The sequence below is a fragment of the Aquitalea pelogenes genome (assembly GCF_041914625.1).
In the GTDB taxonomy this organism is placed as follows: Bacteria; Pseudomonadota; Gammaproteobacteria; order Burkholderiales; family Chromobacteriaceae; genus Aquitalea; species Aquitalea pelogenes.
Map to the genome: position 1 here is coordinate 29,608 of NZ_JAYSDA010000029.1, position 22,245 is coordinate 51,852.

Sequence of the window (22,245 nt, forward strand, 5' to 3'; positions counted from 1 at the left end):
GCAAGGAAGGTTAAAAAGTAATGAGAACGGGATGCGCAGCCTGCTGCCACGCATCCCTTGCCATCAGTGTTGTGCTGCCGGCAATGACAACTTGCGCACGGCCAGGCAGGCCGCCGGGCGCAAGTCTTGCGCTTCGCCCTGCTCCACCGCCTGGGCCAGCCGCTGGCGCATGGCCGGGGCCCAGAAGCGTTGCAGATGGCTGGCGATTTCCGCCGCTGCTTCTTCCTCGCTGCAATCAGCGCTGAAAAAGTCGCTGATCTGATTGGCCATCTTCACCAGATGTGACGGGTTCATTGCACCTCCTCCCCACGGCCTTGCCGCAGCAGTTCCTGTTGCTGACGGCAGAAATGGCGGTAGCGTTGCTGCCATTCCGACGGCTGGTTGACCTTGATGATTTCCACCGCAGTCACCTTGTATTCCGGGCAATTGGTGGCCCAGTCGGAATTATCCGTGGTGATGACATTGGCCCCGGACTCCGGAAAGTGGAAGGTGGTGTACACCACCCCGGCGGCCACCCGTTCGCTTACCCTGGCACGCAGCACAGTTTCACCGGCGCGGCTGGCCACGCCCACCCAATCGCCATCGACAATGCCACGGTTTTCGGCATCGGCCGGGTGGATTTCCAGACGGTCTTCCTCGTGCCAGGCCACGTTGTCGGTGCGGCGGGTTTGTGCGCCGACATTGTACTGGCTGAGGATGCGCCCGGTGGTGAGCAGCAGCGGGAAGCGGCTGTTGACGCGCTCTTCGGTCGGTACATAGCGGGTGATCATGAAACGGCCCTTGCCACGCACGAATTCACCGATATGCATGGTAACGGTGCCATCCGGCGCTGCCGCATTGCATGGCCATTGCAGGCTGCCGTGGCGGTCCAGCGCGGCATAGCTGACGCCGTTGAAAGTGGGCGTCAGGCGGGCGATTTCATCCATGATTTCCGACGGATGACGGTAATCCATGGCATAGCCCAAGGCCTGGGCCAGGGCCACGGTGACTTCCCAGTCGGCCTTGCCGCCCAGCGGGTCCATCACCTTGCGCACGCGCGAAATGCGGCGTTCGGCATTGGTGAAGGTGCCGTCCTTTTCCAGGAAGGAGCTGCCCGGCAAGAACACATGGGCGAACTTGGCGGTTTCATTCAGGAAAATATCCTGCACCACCACGCACTCCATGGCCGACAGCGCGGCGGTGACATGCTGGGTATTGGGGTCGCTCTGCGCGATGTCCTCACCCTGGCAGTACAGCGCCTTGAAGCTGCCATCCAGCGCGGCCTCGAACATATTGGGAATGCGCAGGCCGGGTTCGTTATGCAGCGACACGCCCCAGGCTTGTTCGAATTCGGCGCGCACCACGTCGTCCGACACATGGCGGTAGCCGGGGAATTCGTGCGGGAAGCTGCCCATGTCGCAGGAGCCTTGCACATTGTTCTGGCCGCGCAGCGGGTTCACCCCCACGCCTTCGCGGCCGATATTGCCGGTGGCCATGGCCAGGTTGGCAATCGCCATCACCGAGGTGCTGCCCTGGCTGTGTTCGGTTACCCCCAGGCCGTAATAGATGGCGGCATTGCCAGCGCTGGCATACAGCCGGGCGGCGGCGCGGATGTCGTCCGCCACCACGCCGCATACTTCGGCCATGGCTTCCGGCGCGTGTTCCGGCTGGGCGACAAAGTGCCGCCAGTGGCCAAAGGCTGCGCTATCGCAACGGGCGGCGACAAAGTCCTCGTCCAGCAGCCCTTCGGTGACGATGACATGGGCCAAGGCATTGAGCATGGCCACATTGGTGCCGGGGCGCAGCGCCAGATGATGGGCAGCGCGGGCGTGGATGGCGTCCACCAGATCGATACGGCGCGGGTCGATGACAATCAGCTGCGCGCCCTGGCGCAGGCGGCGTTTCAATTGCGAGGCAAACACCGGATGGGCATCGCTGGGGTTGGCACCAATCACCAGCACCACATCGGCCTGCATCACCGAGTCGAAGCTCTGGGTGCCGGCAGATTCACCCAATGTCTGTTTCAGGCCATAGCCGGTGGGCGAATGGCAGACGCGGGCGCAGGTGTCGACGTTGTTATTGCCAAAGGCGGCACGCACCAGCTTTTGCACCAGATAGGTTTCTTCATTGGTGCAGCGGCTGGAGGTGATGCCGCCCACCGCGTCGCGGCCATATTTTTGCTGGATGCGGCGGAATTCGCTGGCAGCGTGATTGAGCGCCACTTCCCAGCTGACTTCCTGCCACGGCTCGTCGATGCTGCTGCGTATCATCGGCTTGGTGATGCGGTCCGGGTGGGTGGCATAGCCCCAGGCAAAGCGGCCCTTGACGCAGGAATGACCATGGTTAGCCTGGCCGTTCTTGTCCGGCACCATGCGTACCAGCTGGTTGCCCTTGAGCTCGGCACGGAAGGAGCAGCCCACGCCGCAATAGGCGCAGGTGGTGATGACACTGCGCTCCGGCTGACCCCACTGGATGACGCTCTTTTCCATCAGCGTGGCGGTGGGGCAGGCCTGCACACAGGCCCCGCAGGACACGCACTCCGAGCCGAGAAAATCCGCTCCTCCCGCCGGGCTGACGCGGGAATCGAACCCGCGTCCGGCAATGGTCAGCGCAAAAGTGCCCTGGGTTTCTTCACAGGCGCGCACGCAACGGTTGCACACGATGCACTTGGACGGGTCGTAATCAAAATACGGGTTGGAAACGTCTTTCTTGTCCTGCAGATGGTTGGCCCCATCCATGCCATAGCGCACTTCGCGCAGGCCCACCTGCCCGGCCACGGTTTGCAGCTCGCAATTGCCATTGGCACTGCAGGTGAGACAGTCCAGCGGATGGTCGGAGATATACAGCTCCATCACGCCACGGCGCAGTCTGGCCAGTTTTTCGCTCTGGGTGCGCACCACCATGCCGGGCGAGACTGGCGTGGTACAGGAAGCCGGATAACCGCGATGGCCGTCGATTTCCACCATGCACATGCGGCAGGAGCCAAACGGCTCCAGGCTGTCGGTGGCGCACAGCTTGGGAATGGCAGTGTCCAGCAGTGCCGCCGCGTGCATGACCGAAGTACCCGGCGGCACGCTGATGTTCTGGCCGTCGATGGTAAGGGTGATGCTGGCCTCGCCGGGGCGGGCCGGCGTGCCCATGTCCTTGTTGCAGGATGCGCCTGCTCCGCATTGGCAGCTCATCGTGCTTGCTCCTGAGTGTCCAGCCCGAAATCGGCCGGGAAATGACGCATGGCACTTTGCACGGGGAAGGGGGTCATGCCGCCCAGCGCGCACAAGGAGCCGTATTGCATGGTGTCGCACAGATCATCCAGCAGCGCGCGCTGGCGCTCTCGCTCGGCAGCATCCGGTGCCGCCAGCAGCCGCTCGATGACTTCCACCCCGCGGGTGGAGCCGATGCGACAGGGCGTGCACTTGCCGCAGGATTCCTCGGCACAGAACTGCATGGCAAAGCGTGCCATCTGCCCCAGGTGCAGGCTGTCATCGCACAACACCGCGCCACCGTGGCCCAGCATGGCGCCAATGGCGGCCAGTGCTTCGTAATCCAGCGGGGTATCAAACTGCGACGGTGGAATCCACGCGCCCAGCGGGCCGCCCAGCTGCACTGCTTTTACCGGCTTGCCGCTGGCAGTACCGCCGCCGTAATCGAACACCAGTTCGCGCAGAGTCAAACCAAACGCCCGCTCCACCAGCCCGCCACGCCGTACATTGCCTGCCAGCTGGAAAGCCATGGTACCCAGCGAGCGGCCCATGCCGAAATTGCGATACCACGCAGCCCCGCGCGACAGAATTAGCGGCACCGAAGCCAGCGACAGCACGTTGTGCACCAGGGTGGGCTGGCCGAACAGTCCGTGCAAGGCGGGCAGTGGCGGCTTGGCGCGCACCGTGCCACGGCGGCCTTCCACCGACTCCAGCAGCGAGGTTTCCTCGCCGCAGATATAAGCCCCGGCCCCTTCGCGAACTTCGATATCAAATTCATGGCCGCCGTGGGCCACATCCTCACCCAGATAACCATGGGCGCGGGCAATGTCGATGGCCTGACGCAGCACGGCAATGGCCGGGGCGTATTCGGAGCGCACATAGATATAGCCACGGCTGGCACCCACCGCCAGCCCGGCAATGGTCATGCCTTCAATCAGCAGGAAGGGGTCGCCCTCCATCAGCATGCGGTCGGCAAAGCTGCCGGAATCGCCCTCGTCGGCATTGCACACCACGTATTTCTGTTCGGCCTGCGCCTGACGCACGGTGCGCCATTTGATACCCGCCGGGAAGGCTGCACCACCACGGCCACGCAGGCCGGATTCCAGCACCTCGGCCACGATTTCGTCGTGACTCAGCCGCGCCGCGTGCTCCAGCCCCTGATAACCACCGTGAGCCAGATAATGTTCCAGCGACAGCGGGCTGGTAATGCCGGCGCGGGCAAACAGCAGGCGCTGCTGGGTTTTCAGATAGGGCAGCTGTTCCACCAGCCCCACCGACAACAAATGATCGCCATTGGCAGCCAGGTCCACATCCAGCAGGCTGGCCACGTCATCCGGGCTGACTTCACGGTAACCGGCGCGGCCTTGCGGGGTGTCCACCTCCACCAGCGGCTCCAGCCAGAACAGGCCGCGCGAGCTGGTGCGTACGATATCGATGTCCAGATTGCGGCGTGCCGCCTCGGCGGCGAACGCTGCCGCCACGGCATCCGCACCCACGGCGCAGGCTACCGAATCCATCGGGATATACAGGGTCAGCATTTTGCCTCCTTGCTACAGGATGCCAGCAGGGCGCTGAGTTTTTCCGGGGTGACGCGGGCGTGCAGCTGGCCATCCAGCTGCAAGGCCGGGGCACAGGCACAGGCCCCCAGGCAGTACACCGGGCGTAATTCCAGCTGGCCGTCCGCCGTGTGGCCGTGGTCGTCCACCCCCAGTTGGGTGCGCAGCTGGGCGGCCAGCGCCTCGGAGCCCATGCTCTGGCAGGCTTCGGCGCGGCACAGGCGCAGGCTGTGCGCGGCAGGCGGGGAGGTACGGAAATCGTGATAGAAGCCGATGACGCCATGCACCTCGGCCTGGCTCTGGTTCATGGTACGGGCAATGGCCGGGATGGCATCTGCCGGAATATGGCCCAGTGCATCCTGTACGGCATGCAGCAGCGGCAGCAGGCCGCCGGGCAGGTCCCGGTATTGCTGCAGCAGTTGCTGGAGTGTCTCTTGTTGTTGTGCGTTCATGCTTGCGGTCCTGCGCGTGAGCCTTGCTTGAAAACATGCTGTTTGACTGCCAGACGGCAAGATTGCGCCGTCTGGCAGCACACTGCAATGCCCAATTGTCGTTAGCTGCCAGTCGGGCATGTACTACTTGATGGTGAGCTCAGTGTCAGGCCGCGCGCAGCAGTTGCAGATGCGGGTCGATGACGAATTTCTTCGGCGCTCCGCCATCAAAAGCCGCATAGCCCTGCGGGGCCTGATCCAGCGTGATCAGCTCCACGCCCACCACTTCGGCAATATTGATGCGGTCCCACAAAATGGCCTGCATCAGCGCACGGTTGTACTTCATCACCGGCGTCTGGCCGGTGAAGAAGGCGTGAGACTTGGCCCAGCCCAGCCCCAGCCGTACCGACAGGCTGCCCTTGCGCGCCGCTTCGTCCTTGGCACCCGGGTCGTCAGTCACATACAGGCCGGGAATGCCGATGCGCCCTGCTTCGCGGGTGACTTCCATCAAGGAATTGAGCACGGTGGCCGGGGCTTCCTGCTGCGAACCGGCATGGCCGTGGCCACGCGCCTCGAAGCCGACAGCATCAATCGCGCAATCCACTTCCGGCACGCCCAGAATGGCGGCAATCTGCTCGGCCAGCGTGGCATCCTGCGACAGGTCGGCAGTTTCAAAGCCCACCGCCCGCGCATGCACCAGCCGCGCCGGATTCACATCCCCCACGATCACCACCGCCGCGCCCAGCAAGCGGGCGGACGCCGCTGCCGCCAGACCCACCGGCCCGGCACCGGCCACATACACCGTACTGCCGGGGCCAACCCCGGCGGAAACGGCACCGTGATAACCGGTGGGCAGGATGTCGGACAGGCAGGTGAGATCGCGGATCTTGGCCATGGCCTGATCGCGGTCGGGGAATTTCAGCAGGTTGAAGTCGGCATAAGGCACCATCACGTATTCCGCCTGCCCGCCCACCCAGCCGCCCATGTCGACATAGCCATAAGCGCCACCGGCACGGGCCGGGTTTACCGACAGGCACACGCCGGTGTGCTGTTCCTTGCAACAGCGGCAACGGCCGCACGCCACATTGAACGGCACCGATACGATGTCGCCCTTTTTCAGGGTTTCCACATCGCTGCCCAGCTCGATCACCTCGCCGGTGATTTCATGCCCCAGCACCAGGCCGGAAGGCGCGGTGGTGCGGCCACGTACCATGTGCTGGTCCGAGCCGCAGATATTGGTGCTGAGTACTTTCAGGATGACCCCATGGCCCAGCTTGCGGCCCTGGGGGGATACCAGTTCGGGAAAGGGAATGGACTGTACTTCTACCTTGCCTGGCCCTACATAAACTACTCCGCGGTTACCCGTCATTGTTGTCTCCTCACTGCAACTGCATCGGAGCGCGCCCCGCTCCGGGGGGAGCCTGCGCCAGCCATGGCTGGCGGCCCACCCCAAGATAAGGGAGCGGCGGGTGGGCAACTTGAACAAATGCGACAGCTTTGCGGTGGATAACGTCTGTGGGCTGTTCGCCCGGTGGATAAAAAAACCTGTGTAATCATGGGGTTTTATGTACAGAACCGGCGGGCATGGGGAATGGAGCGACGTCGGTGCGGTGCTTATGTGCCTTCGCGCTCGCGGTTATCGCCACAAAGTAAAAACAGGTGTTGCATCCGCTCACGCGGATGATGTTTTGTCTTGCCGCTTCCGCGCGGCGGACGGGAAAGAGGGCTTGCCTGGCCAAGCCCTCCTTCACCTCCAAGGCCACCCCACAAGCATGGCCTGCGGCTGCCCGACAGGTCCCGACCGGGGCGAGGCGCGCCTGAACTCGCGATTTGCTAACGTCAAATCGCTCAGACATTGCAGGCGCTTAACTCCTCGCCCCGGCCACCCGTCGGCATGCTTGACGGGGCCCTTGGGCGCGTCGATACGGTGCTTATCTGATCAAGAACGCCTTGGCGTTGGTGCGCAGCTTTCCGCCGCCTCCACCCGCCACGCCTGTTTGTTCATCCGTCTGGCCAATAGCTGATGGCAAGCCTCCGCCAATCGCAGTAATTCCACATTGCTGCTGGACAAACCATCCGGCGCGGCAATGTGCTGGGCCAAAGCCTGCAAGGGCGTGACCTGACTATTGAGCGCCACCAGTCGGCCATGTGCATGGCGGCTGGCGTGATTGGGGGTGAAGCGCAGCGTCAGCAGCCAATGGCCGTGCTGCCAGCCTTGTCCCTGTTCCAGTACCGCACGTAATACTGCATGGCTGATCTGCTGCCCGGCCTCGGCGGCCATGGCCAGTGCCTGGTCGTGGCGTGGCGCATCGCTTGGGCGCTGATGCAACGCGGGGAGGATTTGGCGGTTCAGCCAGTGGCGCAGCCGTTGTGCGGCTGGGCGTCTGCATTCGCGCAGCGCCTGTTGCAGGGTGTTTTCCGGCCAGTAGTGTTGTGGGCTGTCGTGCTGTGGGTGCTGGCAGCCGGGGTGTTGTTGCAGGATGTGTTGCAGGCGATGGCGCAAGCGTGGGCCGAACAGTTGCATGATGTCGTCGCCGTGCAGGCAGCAGGTGTGGGGGTGGAGGTGCAGGCGGATGGGTTTGCCGAGGTAGAACAGGGTAAGGGGTGGGGGAATGGCTGATGGTGAGTTTTGTGTCATGGGGCTGATCTCCAACTAGAACATCGGGAAGTCGAGCCACCTGCGTCGCCAAACACGGGTGGCAGGCCAGAGCGGGCTTGGCGAACCGGTTAGTTGGCACCGGCCTCTCGATTGAGAGTCCCGCTTGGCCTGCCATTGAAAAAACATGCAAGCACAAGAAAAAGTGGCTGGTTTAGAGCCACTTTCACCAACTAAATACACAGGTCGCCAAACCTGATTGCGCCTGGTGGCGCAACCGGGTAAGGCTAATCAGCGTTGTTGGCAGCGGCAAGGGTAGAGGGGCGCGGAGACACTGGCAAGAGGTGCAGGTAAGGGGTTTGAATCCGCTGCGCGGATGGTGTTTTGCATGCCGCTTCCGCGCGGCGGACGGGAAGCGTGTTTGCTTGGCGACGATATTGGCACTAGCACGTAGGGCGGAAGGCCCAGCCTTACCGGGGCGTTCCGCCGTCATGCGGACCATCCCTGCACACAACACAAAATCAATTGTTCGGACTGTAGAAATCCGCTGCGCGGATAATGATTTGCATGCCGCTTCCGCGCGGCGGACGGGAAAGGGATCTTTGCTTGGCCAAAGATCCCTTTCATCCCTAAAGGCCACCCAGCAAGCATGGCCTGCGGCTGCCCTCCGGGACCAGACACTGCTGCGGCACGGCTGGAACTCGCGATTGGCTAACGTCCAATCGCTCAAACAACCAGCCGCTTAAAACCGCAGCAGCGCCACCCGTCAGCATGCTTGACGGGGCCGGTGGGCGCGTTGGTGCGGTGGGGAATCCAGCAGATAAGACGATTCCGGATGCCACCAAATAGATTTCTGCTTACGACCCAAAACGGAAGTTACTACGGGAAGAACGCAATCGTTCAACATATTAAGTGGGCGGGCCAGCACAAAACGCGGCACAGGCTCACGCGACCTGTCAGGTTGGCCGTTTTTTAGTACTAAATTGGCTATGGAAGAACAATTGGCTTGATATTGCTTGCCTTGTTGCAAATTACTTTATTGAACCTATTCGCCATCCATCTGTATTTTTCAACAACATTGGCACTACTATTTTTCAGTCCAGTCTCAATTAACGTTCTCCAACAATCTAGGTTGATACGTGTTTGGAAGTTGAGGCTCGTTTGGTTGGCTGCAATTTTTGACATCCAAAATGGATCAATATATGGAGAGTCATGATCATCCTCTGCCACGAGCTGATGCCTTCTTATTTTAACGATCTCTTTATCTTCATCTGAGCTTGCTAAGCAAAAACAATTAAGGGAGTTTTCATCAATCACAATCACAGGGGCACTACCTGGCTTGTCTTTTGCAACAGCATCGACAATTGCGGGACCAAAAATCGTATTTCCCGAGTGATACAAATTCCCAGTAACAATTGCCCCTCTGAGAAGAAAGCCGTGAGCACATATGCTATTTTGAATACGTGCCGCAGCCTCAAAGAGCCACATTGCATCAATATTTGTTGCAGGAGTTGAAATAACAAGACTATCTGAACAATAAATTACTTCTGGTATCACGATGTAATCATATTTACGACCAGACACGTCAAGCAGATCATCTTCCTCTATCTGTTTAGAGGCATCAGTGATTAATTGATCGAGGTGCTTGAAAAGTCGGAAGCACCTAGCTGCTTCAAAGAACTCACTTTTCGAATATTTGGAGAAACCAAGAAGATCACAGTACAGAACATGCCTCAGTTCAAATTTTGAATTTTCACTAATCATCGTGACGACACCATATGGAAATTACTAACTTCTAAATTTACCTGAAACCTTAACAGTCTACTTTGAGGCGAAAGGTTCTATGTTCGCTCCTGGCCGATACCTGTCATGCTAGCACATTGGCATGGAGAAAATCTTGGCCTGCATTGGTGACGAACCAAGCAGTGATCCGTTATCGCAAGACCGTACCAACGAAACCTGCTCCCGTCAGCGCGAGCCGACACAGGCGTGCCGCTCAGGGTCTTAAGCGGTCGGCTGTCCGCAGCGGCGCGACGCTAGCGCGCCGCAAGTTCCGGCCGCGCCCTGAGCGGTGCGGCTGGGGCGGGAATTCGACGCGCTGCGGGTCGCCTTTTCTTTGGGTACTTTCTTTTTGGCGAAGCAAAAGTAAAGTACCTCGACGGCGGGGCGAGACCCGCGATTTGTTTTTGTCTTTGCTTTTCGATGGTTTTCTTGATGCACAAAGGACAAGCATCCGCTGACGCGGATGATGATTTGTATGCCGCTTCCGCGCGGCGGACGGGAAAGGGATCTTTGCTTGGCCAAAGATCCCTTTCATCCCTAAAGGCCACCCAGCAAGCATGGCCTGCGGCTACCCGACAGGTCCCGCCCGAGGCGAGGCGCGCCTGAACTCGCGATTTGCTAACGTCAAATCGCTCAGACATTGCAGGCGCTTAAAACCTCGCCCCGGCCACCCATCGGCATGCTTGATGGGGCCGGTGGGCGCGTCGGTGCGGTGGTTTTCCCGCAGGGGAAATGCGTTTATTCGGGAACGTTGCGCGGTGGATCGCCCCTTCGGGGCATCCACCCTACGGGGTCGATGCGTAGGGCGGAAGCCCCAGCCTTACCGGGGCGTTCCGCCGCCATGCTGGAACTCGCGATTTGCTAACGTCAAATCGCTCAGACATTGCAGGCGCTTAACACCTCGCCCCGGCCACCCGTCGGCATGCTTGACGGGGCCGGTGGGCACGTTGGTGCGGTGGCTTTCCAGCTGGGAAAATGGATTTACTCGGGAGGATTTCACGGTGGATCGCCCCTTCGGGGCATCCACCCTACGGGGTCGGCGCGTAGGGCGGAAGCCCCGGCCTTACCGGGGCGTTCCGCCGCCATGCATCCATGCCATCACACCAAGGTGAGCTGCACACCAGCCCCCCCAAGCGAAAGCCCCGACCGGGGCCGGGGCTTTCAAAGGTGCGCTACCGATTAAATCAGTGACCCAGTGCCTTGTTCACTGCAGCCAGGCCCGGCTTGCCATCCAGCGTGGTGACACCGGCCAGCCAGGTTTTCAGGATGTCCGGGTTCTTCTTCAGGTAATCACGCGCGGCGGTTTCCGGCTTCACCTTGTCCATGATCGGGCCCATCACACGGTTTTCGATGGTGGTGGTGAAGTGCAGGTTATGCAGCAGCTTGCCCACATTCGGACAGCGGGTTTCGTAATCCGGGCTGATGGCGGTGAACACCTTGGCTTCACCCAGGTTGGGGCCGAATACATCGTCGCCGCCGGTCAGGTAGGCCATCTTGTATTTCACGTTCATCGGGTGCGGTTCCCAGCCCAGGAACACGATCCACTTTTTCTGGCGGATGGAGCGTTCCACCTCGGCCAGCATGCCGGCCTCACTGGATTCCACCATCTTGAAACCCGCCAGGTTGAACTGGTTTTTCTTGATCATGCCGTCAATCAGCAGATTGCCGTCATTACCCGGCTCGATGCCGTAGATCTTGCCGTCCAGCTTGTCCTTGAACTTGGCAATGTCCTTGAAATCCTTCAGGCCACCTGCAGCCACGTAGTCCGGCACTGCCAGCGTGTACTTGGCACCCACCAGGTTGGGGGTGTCCAGTACCTTGATCTGGCCGGCCTTGACGAAGGGCTCGATCACCGGGGTCATGGACGGGTTCCAGTAACCCAGGAACACGTCGATCTGCTTGCTCTTGATGCCGGAAAAGGTGATGGGCACCGAGGCAATGGTGGTGGACGGCTTGTAGCCCAGGCCTTCCAGTACCACGCTGGCCATGCCGGTGGTGGCGGCGATATCGGTCCAGCCTACATCGGCGAAACGGACATTGCGGCATTGCGCCGGGTCATTGGCCAGCGCGCTGCCACAGGCAGCCAGCAATACCGAACCCAGCATCAGCTTGCGAATTTTCATTACACCACTCCCGTATAAATGTTTTGATCAACCCGGTGACAGGATTGCCGTGCCAGCACGATGGGCTGGCTGCGGAGAACAGGTGGAAAACCAAGGTCTTGCACAGGGTCAAGATTGCCATGCGCAGCAAGGGCTACTTGCGCCAGCACGACCCTGACTTGCGCGAATGCGCCGTAGAAAAAAGGCCAGTGCTGCAAGGAGTAACAGCACTGGCCGGCTGCCGGTTTTGCCGCCCGGCAGCTCAGGCAATGACTGCAGAATCAACCAGATACTGCTGGCGCTCGCGGCTGGGCGGATAGCCGAACAGGCCGCGATAGGACTTGGAAAAATGCGATGAGGACAGGAAACCACAGGCCACGGTGACTTCCATCACGCTCATATTGGTTTGCAGCAGCAATTCGCGCGCGCGGCGCAGGCGCAGGTCCAGGTAGTACTGGGCCGGGGTGGTATTCAGATAGCGCTTGAACAGCCGCTCCAGATGGCGCAGCGACACGCCCAGTTCGTCCGCCAGGTTTTCCAGCGAGCGCGGGTTTTCGATATTGCTTTCCATCGACAGCGCGGCGTCCACCAGCGTTTCGTGGCCGGTGCCGATACGGGCCAGCAGCGGGATGTGCTGCCGGTCGCCATTGTCGCGCAGGCGGTCGACGATGAACTGCTCGGACACATCCGCCGCCAGGCTCTTGCCGCCCTTGTGGCGGATCAGGTGGCACATGAAGTCCAGCGGCGCCGTGCCGCCACTACAGGTAAAGCGGTCGCGGTCCAGCACGAACAGGTCGGAGGTGAACTTGGTCTTGGGGAATTCCTCGCTGATGGACAGCAGGTTTTCCCAGTGGATGGCACAGCGGTAGCCATTGAGTACCCCGGCCTTGGCCAGCGCGAAAGTGCCGGTACAGATGGCACCCAGCGGCACGCCCTGGGCAGCAAAGCGGCGGATGACGGACAACACCTTGTCGTCCACCGCGTCACGCACCTGCCAGCCGCCACAGACAATCAGCATGTCGTATTGCTGCGGGGCTTCGGGGGAGGTGATGGGAGAGAGTTCCAGCCCGTTACTGGCGGCTACCGGCTGGCCATCAGCCGACAGCAGGCTCCAGCGGTAGAGTTTTTTGCGCGACAGGTAATTGGCCATGCGCAGCGGTTCCACGGCGTTGGAAAACGCGATCATGGAAAACTTGTCCAGCAGCAGGAAACCAATATGCGACAACGATGCGATTTGTTGCGGACCCATGGTGACCTCGGTAGGTGATGTGTGATGGATGGTTTTTGTGTTGTCTTGCATCGGCCGGATGATGGTTGCCATCCGGCCTGCTGATACCGGCAGGGTCTAGCTGCCCTGCTCTGCCGCACGCGTGGTGGGCGTGTGGCCAAAACTCTCGGTAATGCGGTCCAGGATGATGGCGAGCAGCACCACCGCCAGGCCGCTTTCAAAACCCAGGCCCACATCCAGCCGCTGGATACTGGCCAGTACATCGTTACCCAGGCCACCCGCCCCCACCATGGAAGCGATGATCACCATGGACAGCGCCATCATGATGGTCTGGTTGACCCCGGCCATGATGGAAGGCAGCGCGATGGGCAGCTGCACCTTGAACAACAGCTGCCAGGAAGTACAGCCAAACGCATGGCCGGCTTCCACTTGCTCCTTGTTCACCATGCGGATGCCCAGGCTGGTGAGGCGCACTGCCGGCGGCACGGCAAACACCACGGTGGCCAGAATCCCCGGCACCCGGCCCAGGCCGAAGAACATGGCAGCCGGAATCAGGTAAACAAAGGCCGGCATGGTTTGCATGAAGTCCAGCACCGGGCGCACCAGCATGCCCACCAGCTTGTTGCGGGCACACCAGATACCCACCGGCACCCCCAGCAGCAGGCTGACACAGGTGGCCGACAGGGTAAGTGCCAGCGTGGCGATGGTTTGTCCCCAGAAGCCGGTCGCCCAGATCAAACCCAGTGCGGCACAGACAAACAGGGCAAATTTCCAGCCCAGCCGCCAGAAGCCTATACAAGCAAATATCGCGCCCATCACCAGCGGCGGAATGCCCAGCAACAGGAATTCCACCATGGTGGCAAACCAGTCGATGGTGTTGCCGATGGCGTCAAAGGCCCCGGCGTTGTGGTCCAGCATGAAATGAATGATCTTGTTGACCCAGTCGCCAATCGGCAACATGTCTTGCGTGCTGATATCAGCCATGACGGCGTACTCCTTCGGTGCGGCTCACGCACCATCCCGGCGCAGCGGCCAGCGGATGGAACGATAAGCCTGTTGTCCGGTTCAGTGGGTGGCGGTGCTTTGCAGGCGGTGCTGGGAAATCTTGCTCAGCACGCTGCTGGGCGTGATCAGGCCCAGGCACTGGCCCTGATCGTCGCGTACCTGCAGGGGTTCGGTCTGGCCCAGCAGTTGCTGCAACACATCGGGCAGGCTGCAGGACGGCGGCACATGCAGGCCGGGGCGACCGGCATGCGGGGCATGGTTCACCTCGATCAGGTCCTTGGCTTGCAGGTAGCGCGAGGTATCCACGCTCTTGAAGAAGTTGCGCACGTAGTCGTCGGCCGGGTTTTCGATGATTTCCTGCGGCGTGCCCACCTGTACCAGGCGGCCGCCTTCCATGATGGCAATGCGGGTGCCGATGCGCAGGGCCTCTTCCAGATCGTGCGACACGAAGAAGATGGTGCGGCGCTGTTCGCGCTGCAGTTTGAGCAGGATGTCCTGCATTTCGGAACGCTTGAGCGGGTCCAGTGCCGAGAAGGCTTCGTCCATCAGCATCAGCGAGGGGTTGACCGCCAGCGCACGCACCAGGCCGACACGCTGCTGCATGCCGCCGGACAGCTCGTGCGGGTATTTGTGGGCAAACGGCGCCAGGCCGACTTGCTCCAGTACTTCCATGCCACGGGCTTCGCGGGTCTTGCGATCCACCCCGGCAATTTCCAGGCCGAATGCCGCATTGTCCAGCACCGAGCGGTGCGGCATCAGGGCAAAGCTCTGGAACACCATGCTCATGTCGCGGCGGCGCAATTCCACCAGCTGCTTGTAATTGAACTTGGTGATGTCCTGGCCATCCAGGATGATCTGGCCGTCGGTGGGGTCCATCAGGCGGTTGATCAGGCGGATAAGGGTGGACTTGCCGGAACCGGACAGGCCCATCAGCACGAAGATTTCCCCTTCCTGCACAGAAAACGACACATCGTTCACGCCGACCACACTGCCGGTCTGCTTGAAGATTTCATCCTTGTGCGCGCCGGATTTCAGCATGCGCATGACGTCTGAGGACTTGCCCCCAAACACCTTGTAGAGGTTCTTCACCACTATCTTGGCCGACTGCATTGTCTCTTCTCCTTCGTAGCGATCACACGCTGGGCCTGACTTGCGCCTGCTTCATTCACCGCTGTCCGGCAGTGCTGAAATCTTGTACGCCAGTCGGTTTGCCATCGTGTCCGGCACGGCAGTCCTGCTGCCGGCCGGGATATGGTCTACCCGGATACTTCGTGCCTGTTCCGGGCCTTTAAACATTGCTGCCTGCCATTGCTGGCTGGCTTTTACCGGTGACCAAAACCAGAACCCTGTGCCCGTCGGGCCACCGCAGTGTGGTATTCCCCATGGCCGTTGCCCGCCAGCTGTGCCGGAATATCGCCGGATCTGCAGACTGATCCGGCAAGCACCGCCACCTCTTCCACCGCCAACGATTTCGAAGAATGTTTAATGTAAATCAAGGATTACGATAGGGAGTTAGTGGTATTTAAAATAACCGCATTCCGACGCTGATCTGCCTGCAAACGACATCAGGTCGAGAAATGACAATTCTTCACCCCTGTACAGCAAAATCAGCTGCTTAGCGCCATCCGGCGGCTACAAGCTGCCCTTCTGACCCTGTCGTAAAAAAACAGCAATACTTTGCTGAGAAAAAACGCCATCTCCAGTGGAATTTCCTGATGCAGTGCACCAATGGCATAACAGCAGCAAATTCCACTAGCTAAAAGGTATAAAGCAAGAAAAATGCCTGTGCCCAAACGGACAGACAGGCATCAAGGGAGCCACACGACAGGCCTGCTCCGGGGGAAAGCAGGCCCAGGGGAAATCAGCGATTACAATCAGCGGTCCACCACCAGATCGCTCAGCGGCTTGCTGCAGCAAGGCAGGAAGAAACCCTGGTCCACCTCGCGCTGGCGGATGCCGCCTTCGTGCTGCATGTCCACCTTGCCTTCCAGCAATTTGGTCTTGCAGGTGCCGCACACACCACGGGTGCAGGACGCCGGCAGGCGCATGCCCTTGGCCAGCGCAGCGGCCAGCACGGTCTGGCCCGGTGCCACCGACAGGTCATCCCCCATCTTGGCAAAATGCACATTAAAGCCGCCGCCTTCACAGCTGGCGGTTATTTCATCCACTGCGGCGTCCGGCGCTGCGGCCGCCAGCTCGGCAAAATTGAAGCTCTCTTCGTGGTAGTGCTGCATGTCAAAGCCGCAGTCCTGCAGCATCTGCCGCACCGAGGCCATATAGGGTGCCGGGCCGCAGCAGAACACCTGACGTGCCATCAGGTCGGGCACCATGTGCAGCAGGCGCGCCGCGTCCAGCCGGCCGGTAAAGCCCGGCCATTCCGGTTCGCCCTGCCGGTTTTCACAGACAATCGCCTGGCTGAAGGTGGCATGGCTGCTGGCAAGCTGGGCCAGTTCCTTGCGGAAAATGATGTCGCGCGGCGAGCGCGCGCTGTGGACAAACACGATGTCCGCGCCACTGGCCAGGTCGGTCAGCGCCCGGCTCATCGACATCAGCGGCGTGATGCCGCTACCGGCGGACAAGAACAGGTAGGGCGTGCTGGCATGGCGCACATAGGTGAATTCGCCGGACGGCCCCAGCACATTCAGCTGCATGCCGGGACGCAGGGTGTCATGCAACCAGCCGGACACCACGCCACCGGGAATGCGCTTGACCGTGATGCTGACGCGGTCTGGCCGGGTGGGGCTGGAGGACAGGGTGTAGCAGCGGTTGACGCTTTCACCGTTGATATCCAGCTCCAGCGTGATGAACTGGCCGGGCTGGTAATGAAAGCGGCGCGGCGGTTCGGCACGGAACACAAAGGTTTTGACGTCGTGGGTTTCCTCACGCACCTGCACGCATTGCAGCGTGCTGTCTTCGCCCGGCTGCCACCAGGGCAGGTCGGCGGCTTGCGGGTGAGTATCCGGATGGGTGTTGACGCTGCTCATGGCGATTCCTTTGCAAGCTGGCTGATCGCCCGTTGGCGGGCTGTTGCTGTAAGACCCGATAACAAAACCCCCGCTCCAGCGTTGCGCCACCTTGCCGTACGCTATGTACTGTCTGCGGCGGCGCGCCTTGGCCCGGGTTCTCTACGCGGTTTTGTTAACGGTTCTAAGAGTGGGGCAGGCCGCGCCAGGCAGCCTGCCATTTGCTACGTGTTTACTGCGCTAAAGAGGGGATCAACCCTGTTCCAGCCCTGCCCCCAGGCGGCCGATATACCAGTTGGTGAATTTCTCCACCAGCTCTTCGGTATAGGGCGAATACGGGCCGGGACGGTAGGCGGTGCTGTTGACGCCCACTTGCGACTCTTCCACCAGATGGCGGTCCTGGCCGTTGGTGGCATTCCACACGCGGGTCAGGTTGGCCACGTCGTAATCCACGCCTTCCACCGCGTCCTTGTGCACCAGCCACTTGGTGCGCACCAGGGTGGTGTCCGGGGTCAGCGGCAGTACGGTGAAGGTAACGATGTGGTCGGCCATGAAATGGTGCCAGGAGTTGGGCTGGGTCCAGAACGACAGGCCACCCGAATCGGCGTCCTTGATGTCGCCCAACAGCTTCTTGCAGGCCGAGCCGGTGTCCATGGTTTGCGACTGGCCCTTGCGGTCCAGCGGCATGCGCATGGTGCGGAAGCCGGACACGTCGGACAGCTTTTCGATTTCGGCCGACGGCAGGCCACAGGCCTCCCAGCGCGCATGGCTGTCCTTGACGATGTTTTCGTAGTTGGCCAGGCCCGCGGCCAGTTCGGCCTTGGGGGCAAAGCCGTAGCTGTAGGCATACAGCGAGATGGTGAGCTCGGGATGGTTGCCGGTGCAGTGGTAGCACTCGCGGTTGTTTTCCATCGTCAGCTTCCAGTTGCCCGCCTCGATGATGTCGATCTGGGCGGCCACCTTGGTGTTTTCAATCTGGTGCGGGGCGATATAAGGGCCCATCTGCTCCAGCATCACGTCGATGTCGGCCGGCGGCTCGTCGACCAGACAGACAAACAGCAGGCCTTCCAGATTCTTCAGATGCACCGGCTTCAGGCTGTGATGCGACAGGTCGAAGCCTTCGGGCATGTGGTCGGCAAAAATCAGCTTGCCGGCCAGGTTGTAGGTCCACTGGTGATAAGGACAGACCAGATTGCCCACCGAACCTTTTTCATCGGCGCACAGGCGCGAGCCACGGTGGCGGCAGACATTGTGGAAAGCCTTGATCTGCATGTCGTCGTCACGCAGGATCAGGATGGGTTCCTTGCCGATTTCCACGGTGACATAGTCGCCCGGCTCCGGAATTTCCGACGACACGGCCACGTAAATCCAGTGACGCTGGAAGATGTACTTGATGTCGGCATCAAACACTTCCTGCGAATTGTAGAACGGGGCCTCCAGGCTATACCCCGGCTGACGGCGGGCAACCAGCTCACGCAGTTTTTGTACCGGCTGGAAGCGAATGGCGCTTTCTTGCATTTCACGCATCTCCAAAACAAGTTTTTGCTCAGGCATCCTGCTAGCCGGTGGGTGGGGTGCTGGTCGGATGCTGCGGGGTTGTTGTCAGAAATCGACGAGCTGATGTTGCCTGAGGTAATCCAGCACAACTTGCGCTTTTTCGACAGAATCGCCCTGTTTTACGACCACCCCGGCCTGCTTGGCATCGCCCCCGGCAATGGCCCCCTGCATGCGGGCATGGCCGCTCACCTTGCTGGCCGCCACCAGCGCGCGCGCGCGGCGGGCAGGCTCCAGCACCACCGGGGCCAAAGCCGCGCCAGTGGCGGCTTTGCGCTTGATCTTGCCCTGCTGCAGACGCGCGTAACTCCAGCCCGGCGCGGTAGCCGCACGCGGGTTGACGCTGGCCACCAGCGGCAGGCTGGCCTGCAAGGTGCGGCGCACACCCTTGGGCAAGGCCTGCACCGCCCGCCATTGCCGGTCGGATTTGGACAAGTCCAGCACATCCGGCAGCAAGGCCGCGCCCAGTTGCTCGGCCAGCTGGTAAGGCAGCAGGCCGGAACCATCACCGCCACCGGAACGGGCACCACACAGCACCATGTCGACACCCTGCAAGGCCGAGCCCAGCGCAGCGAGCACATCGCTGTCCGGGCGCAGGCTCAGGCTGTGGATGTTGTCTGCACCACGGGCCAGATAATCGGCCAGCGCGGCATCGTCGGCGGCACCGGCATACCAGACTTGCAGCTCACCGGGCAGGCGCTGCGCCAGCGCCAGTGCGGCCAGATCGGCCTCGCCAGCACAGGGACGGCCACTGACCGGATGCACGGCCGGGGAAACCAGGACGGCTATTTTCATACTTGCTTCTCCTTGCGCTCACGCCGCACCAGTTGTTCAAACGCACTGATGAAGGACTGGCAGTCGTCGATGATGCTGAGGTCGGCACGCTTGATCATGGGGGCGGCGGCATCCAGGTTTACCGCAATCACATGGCGGCAGGACTTGATGCCTTGCAAATGCTGTACCGCACCGGATATGCCCAGCGCGATATAGGCACTGGCCTGCACCGTCTTGCCGGTGGCACCTACTTGCTTGTCGCGGGTGAAGCGGCCATCGTCCACCGCCACGCGGGACGCCCCCACCGCAGCGCCCAGTGCTTCGGCCAGTGCCAGAAAGCCCGGCACATTGCTGACGCCATTACCGGCGGACACGATCAGGTCGGCCTCTTCCAGTGCCAGCTCGGAAGCCGGACTGGCGGCACTGCCCAGGTCCTGCACCTGCTCGCTGACGGCTGGCAGGGCAGCGGTTTCCAGCCGCTCGCCCTTGCCGACAAAGGGCAGTCTGGCTTCGGCCACGCCACGCGCCAGCAACAGCAGCTGTGCGCGGTCACGCAGGCTGAAACCGGCACCGGGCTGGCGACGGCGCACGCCATCAGCGGCGATTTCCACCACATCGGTCACCACCGACAGCCGGGCGCGACAGGCCAGACGGCGGCCCAGGTCGGCATCCTCGCCACGGTCGGCAAACAGCACGGTATGCGGGCTTTCCTGCTGCAACAGTTGTTGCAGCAGGGCCAGTTTCTGTTCCGGCGCGTAGCCGGGGTCGGCCACGGTCAGGGCGCGGTCCACGGCCAGTTCGGCCAGCGCTTCCGGCGCGGCGTCTTCCATGCCGTACAGCAAGGCCAGTACTTCGCCATCCTTGCCCGCCAGAATGGCCGCAGCGGCAATGGCTTCGCGCGCGGCATCGTCCAGTTGGCCGCGTTCGGCGTGTGCCACCACCAGCAGGCGCTGGCTGAACGGCCCGTTACTGCGCAGCGGCTTGTGGGCCGGGCCGTGGGCCAGCATGGCGGCATCGCGGCTGCCGCTGTCATCGCCCAGCACAATGCGCTTGAGGCCGCTGGGCCCCAGCACCCACGGGCGACGCGGGTCGATGCGCGGAATGGCCTGGGTAGAAAAATCCATCACTTTCTCCTTGTAAGCAGCAGCGGACGGGGCGAAGTCTGTGCTTCTGCCCCGGCTCGCCTCAGGCCAGGCGTTCGGCCACCAGTTCGGCCAGTTCGATCACGTCTGCCCGCTCACCCACCACGCCTTCCAGCATGGCCGTGCAATTGGGGCAGGCCACCGCTACCCGGCCGGTGCCGGTTTCGCGGATGTCATCCATGCGCATGTCGGGGATACGACGCTGACCGGGAATATCGGTAAAGGCCGCGCCACCACCCCAGCCGCAGCAGCGGGCGTCGCGCCCGGAGCGCTGCATATCGACAACTTTGATACCAATGCCCTTGAGCACATTGCGCGGCGCATTGAAGCCATCGTTGTAACGGCCCAGATAGCAGGGGTCGTGGAAGGTGAGCGGCGGCAGCGGCGTGGCATCGGCCTTCAGCGGAATGGCGCGACGCGCCAGCAGGTGTTCCAGCAGCTTGCTGTGATGCCATACGTCAAACTGGCCGCCCAGCGCCGGGTATTCATTGGCCAGGCAATGAAAAACATGCGGGTCCGGCGTGACGATGTGAGCAAAGCGGTATTGCGCCAGCGTGGCGATATTGGCCTGGGCCAGCCGCTGGAAACCGGCTTCGTCGCCCAGACGGCGCGCCACGTCGCCGCAGTCGCGCTCGGCTTCGCCCAGTACAGCCACCTTCACCCCGGCGGCTTTCAGTACTTTCACCAGCGCGCGCAATGCACGCTGGTAACGCATGTCGAATGCGCCCTCACCGGCGAGCAACAGCCATTCGGTTTGCTCACCCGGCTGCAGCACCGGCAGGTCCAGGTCAATCGCCCAGTGGTAACGCACCGCCAGCGGGTAGCCGCCCACGGTGTCGGTATTGCGCAGATTGGCCAGCGCCTCGCTGCCCTTGCCCGGCACTTCGCCCCGGCTGAGGGTGACGTGACGACGCAGGTTGACCACGGTGTCCACATGCTCGATCAGCATCGGGCAGTTTTCCACGCAGGCGCGGCAAGTGGTGCAGGACCACAGCGTTTCCGCCGCCAGCACGCTGCCGACGATGTCCTCGCCCGGCTTCACCACCACGGCCGCCTCGCGGCCCGGATGCGGGTTGCCGGCATAGGCCGGGTCGGTGCCACGGCTCTGTGCCGCTACCATGTCCTGGATCAGCTTTTTCGGGTTGAGCGGCTGACCGGCGGCATAGGCCGGACAGGCGGCCTCGCACTTGCCGCACTGCACGCAGGCGTCAAAGGACAGCAGACGGTTCCAGGCGAAGTCCTCCACCTTGGCCACACCCAGCTCGCCCGCGGCCAGATTCAGCGGCTTGAGGTCGGAGGATTTACCGGCAAAGCGTTCGGCACGCGGGTGAAAGGCCAGATGCAGCAAACCGGCCACCGCATGTTTCATCGGCCAACCGAGGCCAATGCCCAGCGCCAGTTCGGCACCGCCCAAGGCCAGCATCAGCAGCGCCACCACGGCAATCAGCTGCCCGGCCATGCCCAGCTGCGGGCCGGCAAACAGCAGGCCGGCCGCCAGCAGGCTGCCCAGCGCAAACAGGCGCAGGCGGGCGGGCAATACTTGCCAGCGGCCTTGCGACAGGCGCGGCGGGGCTTGCAAGCGACGGGCCTGCATCATGCGTGCGCCCAGCAGCATCACTGCCGCCATCAGCACCAGCAGCACGTCCAGCCAGCCCTGGTACAGCATCAGGCCGTAGTTGAGGGCCGACAGCAGCAGGATGGCCACGCCGCCACCGGCTGCCGCCACGTGGGCACGGGCCACGGCGGGTTCACGTGCCACCACGTGGTGGATATCGACAAAATAGCGCTTGGGCATGGCCAGAAGGCCAAGCCAGGACACACTGGCGCTGCGCCCCTGCTGCCACAGGCTGGCACGTCTGGCCAGGCCACCCAGCAGCAGGAGAGCACCCAGCCAGAACAGTCCGGTCAGGGCATGGGCAAGGGAGAAGCTCAT

16 protein-coding genes are annotated in these 22,245 nt (G+C 61.8%); all 16 read right to left on the reverse strand.

Going from position 1 to position 22,245, the window contains the following annotated elements:
* Positions 1-63: 63 nt before the first annotated feature.
* Complete coding sequence (locus tag ACE3SE_RS18585) at positions 64-294, reverse strand: formate dehydrogenase subunit delta (RefSeq protein WP_374557435.1); 231 nt, start codon at positions 292-294, stop codon at positions 64-66.
* Complete coding sequence (gene fdhF, locus ACE3SE_RS18590; protein WP_374557437.1) at positions 291-3,161, reverse strand: formate dehydrogenase subunit alpha; 2,871 nt, start codon at positions 3,159-3,161, stop codon at positions 291-293. Before fdhF ends, ACE3SE_RS18585 begins: the two co-directional genes overlap by 4 nt.
* On the reverse strand, positions 3,158-4,717 hold the full coding sequence (locus tag ACE3SE_RS18595) for an NADH-ubiquinone oxidoreductase-F iron-sulfur binding region domain-containing protein (protein WP_374557439.1): 1,560 nt from the start codon (positions 4,715-4,717) through the stop codon (positions 3,158-3,160). The genes fdhF and ACE3SE_RS18595 overlap by 4 nt, the downstream gene beginning before the upstream one ends.
* Complete coding sequence (locus tag ACE3SE_RS18600) at positions 4,711-5,187, reverse strand: formate dehydrogenase subunit gamma (protein ID WP_374557442.1); 477 nt, start codon at positions 5,185-5,187, stop codon at positions 4,711-4,713. Before ACE3SE_RS18600 ends, ACE3SE_RS18595 begins: the two co-directional genes overlap by 7 nt.
* A gap of 145 nt (positions 5,188-5,332) precedes the next feature.
* Positions 5,333-6,535, reverse strand: coding sequence for a formaldehyde dehydrogenase, glutathione-independent (gene fdhA, locus ACE3SE_RS18605; RefSeq protein ID WP_045848203.1), 1,203 nt, complete (start codon positions 6,533-6,535; stop codon positions 5,333-5,335).
* 570 nt (positions 6,536-7,105) lie between these two features.
* A complete protein-coding gene (locus ACE3SE_RS18610; protein WP_374557444.1) occupies positions 7,106-7,804 on the reverse strand; it encodes a hypothetical protein in 699 nt (232 codons plus the stop codon).
* Positions 7,805-8,749: 945 nt separating this feature from the next.
* The gene (locus tag ACE3SE_RS18615; protein ID WP_374557446.1) at positions 8,750-9,526 is read right to left on the reverse strand and encodes a hypothetical protein; all 777 of its coding nucleotides are present in this window, start codon (positions 9,524-9,526) and stop codon (positions 8,750-8,752) included.
* 1,202 nt (positions 9,527-10,728) lie between these two features.
* Positions 10,729-11,667 (reverse strand): choline ABC transporter substrate-binding protein, encoded by a 939-nt coding sequence (locus ACE3SE_RS18620; RefSeq protein ID WP_045847918.1) that lies wholly within the window; start codon positions 11,665-11,667, stop codon positions 10,729-10,731.
* A 241-nt stretch (positions 11,668-11,908) separates the two neighbouring features.
* Entirely contained in the window at positions 11,909-12,895 is a 987-nt protein-coding gene (locus ACE3SE_RS18625) for a GlxA family transcriptional regulator (RefSeq protein ID WP_045847928.1), read from the reverse strand.
* Positions 12,896-12,991: 96 nt separating this feature from the next.
* Positions 12,992-13,858: an ABC transporter permease gene (locus ACE3SE_RS18630; RefSeq protein ID WP_242673476.1), complete on the reverse strand. Its 867-nt coding sequence runs from the start codon at positions 13,856-13,858 to the stop codon at positions 12,992-12,994.
* 81 nt (positions 13,859-13,939) lie between these two features.
* Positions 13,940-14,989: a quaternary amine ABC transporter ATP-binding protein gene (locus ACE3SE_RS18635; protein WP_045847919.1), complete on the reverse strand. Its 1,050-nt coding sequence runs from the start codon at positions 14,987-14,989 to the stop codon at positions 13,940-13,942.
* A gap of 764 nt (positions 14,990-15,753) precedes the next feature.
* Positions 15,754-16,863 carry an FAD-binding oxidoreductase gene (locus ACE3SE_RS18640; protein WP_374557450.1) on the reverse strand — a complete coding sequence of 370 codons (1,110 nt, stop codon included), beginning with the start codon at positions 16,861-16,863 and terminating at the stop codon, positions 15,754-15,756.
* Positions 16,864-17,094: 231 nt separating this feature from the next.
* Positions 17,095-18,360, reverse strand: a complete 1,266-nt coding sequence (locus ACE3SE_RS18645) for an aromatic ring-hydroxylating oxygenase subunit alpha (protein ID WP_374557452.1) — start codon at positions 18,358-18,360, stop codon at positions 17,095-17,097.
* 84 nt (positions 18,361-18,444) lie between these two features.
* Positions 18,445-19,191, reverse strand: a complete 747-nt coding sequence (locus ACE3SE_RS18650) for an electron transfer flavoprotein subunit beta (protein ID WP_374557455.1) — start codon at positions 19,189-19,191, stop codon at positions 18,445-18,447.
* Complete coding sequence (locus ACE3SE_RS18655) at positions 19,188-20,294, reverse strand: electron transfer flavoprotein subunit alpha/FixB family protein (RefSeq protein WP_045847923.1); 1,107 nt, start codon at positions 20,292-20,294, stop codon at positions 19,188-19,190. The genes ACE3SE_RS18650 and ACE3SE_RS18655 overlap by 4 nt, the downstream gene beginning before the upstream one ends.
* A 61-nt stretch (positions 20,295-20,355) precedes the next feature.
* Complete coding sequence (locus ACE3SE_RS18660) at positions 20,356-22,245, reverse strand: DUF3483 domain-containing protein (RefSeq protein ID WP_374557457.1); 1,890 nt, start codon at positions 22,243-22,245, stop codon at positions 20,356-20,358.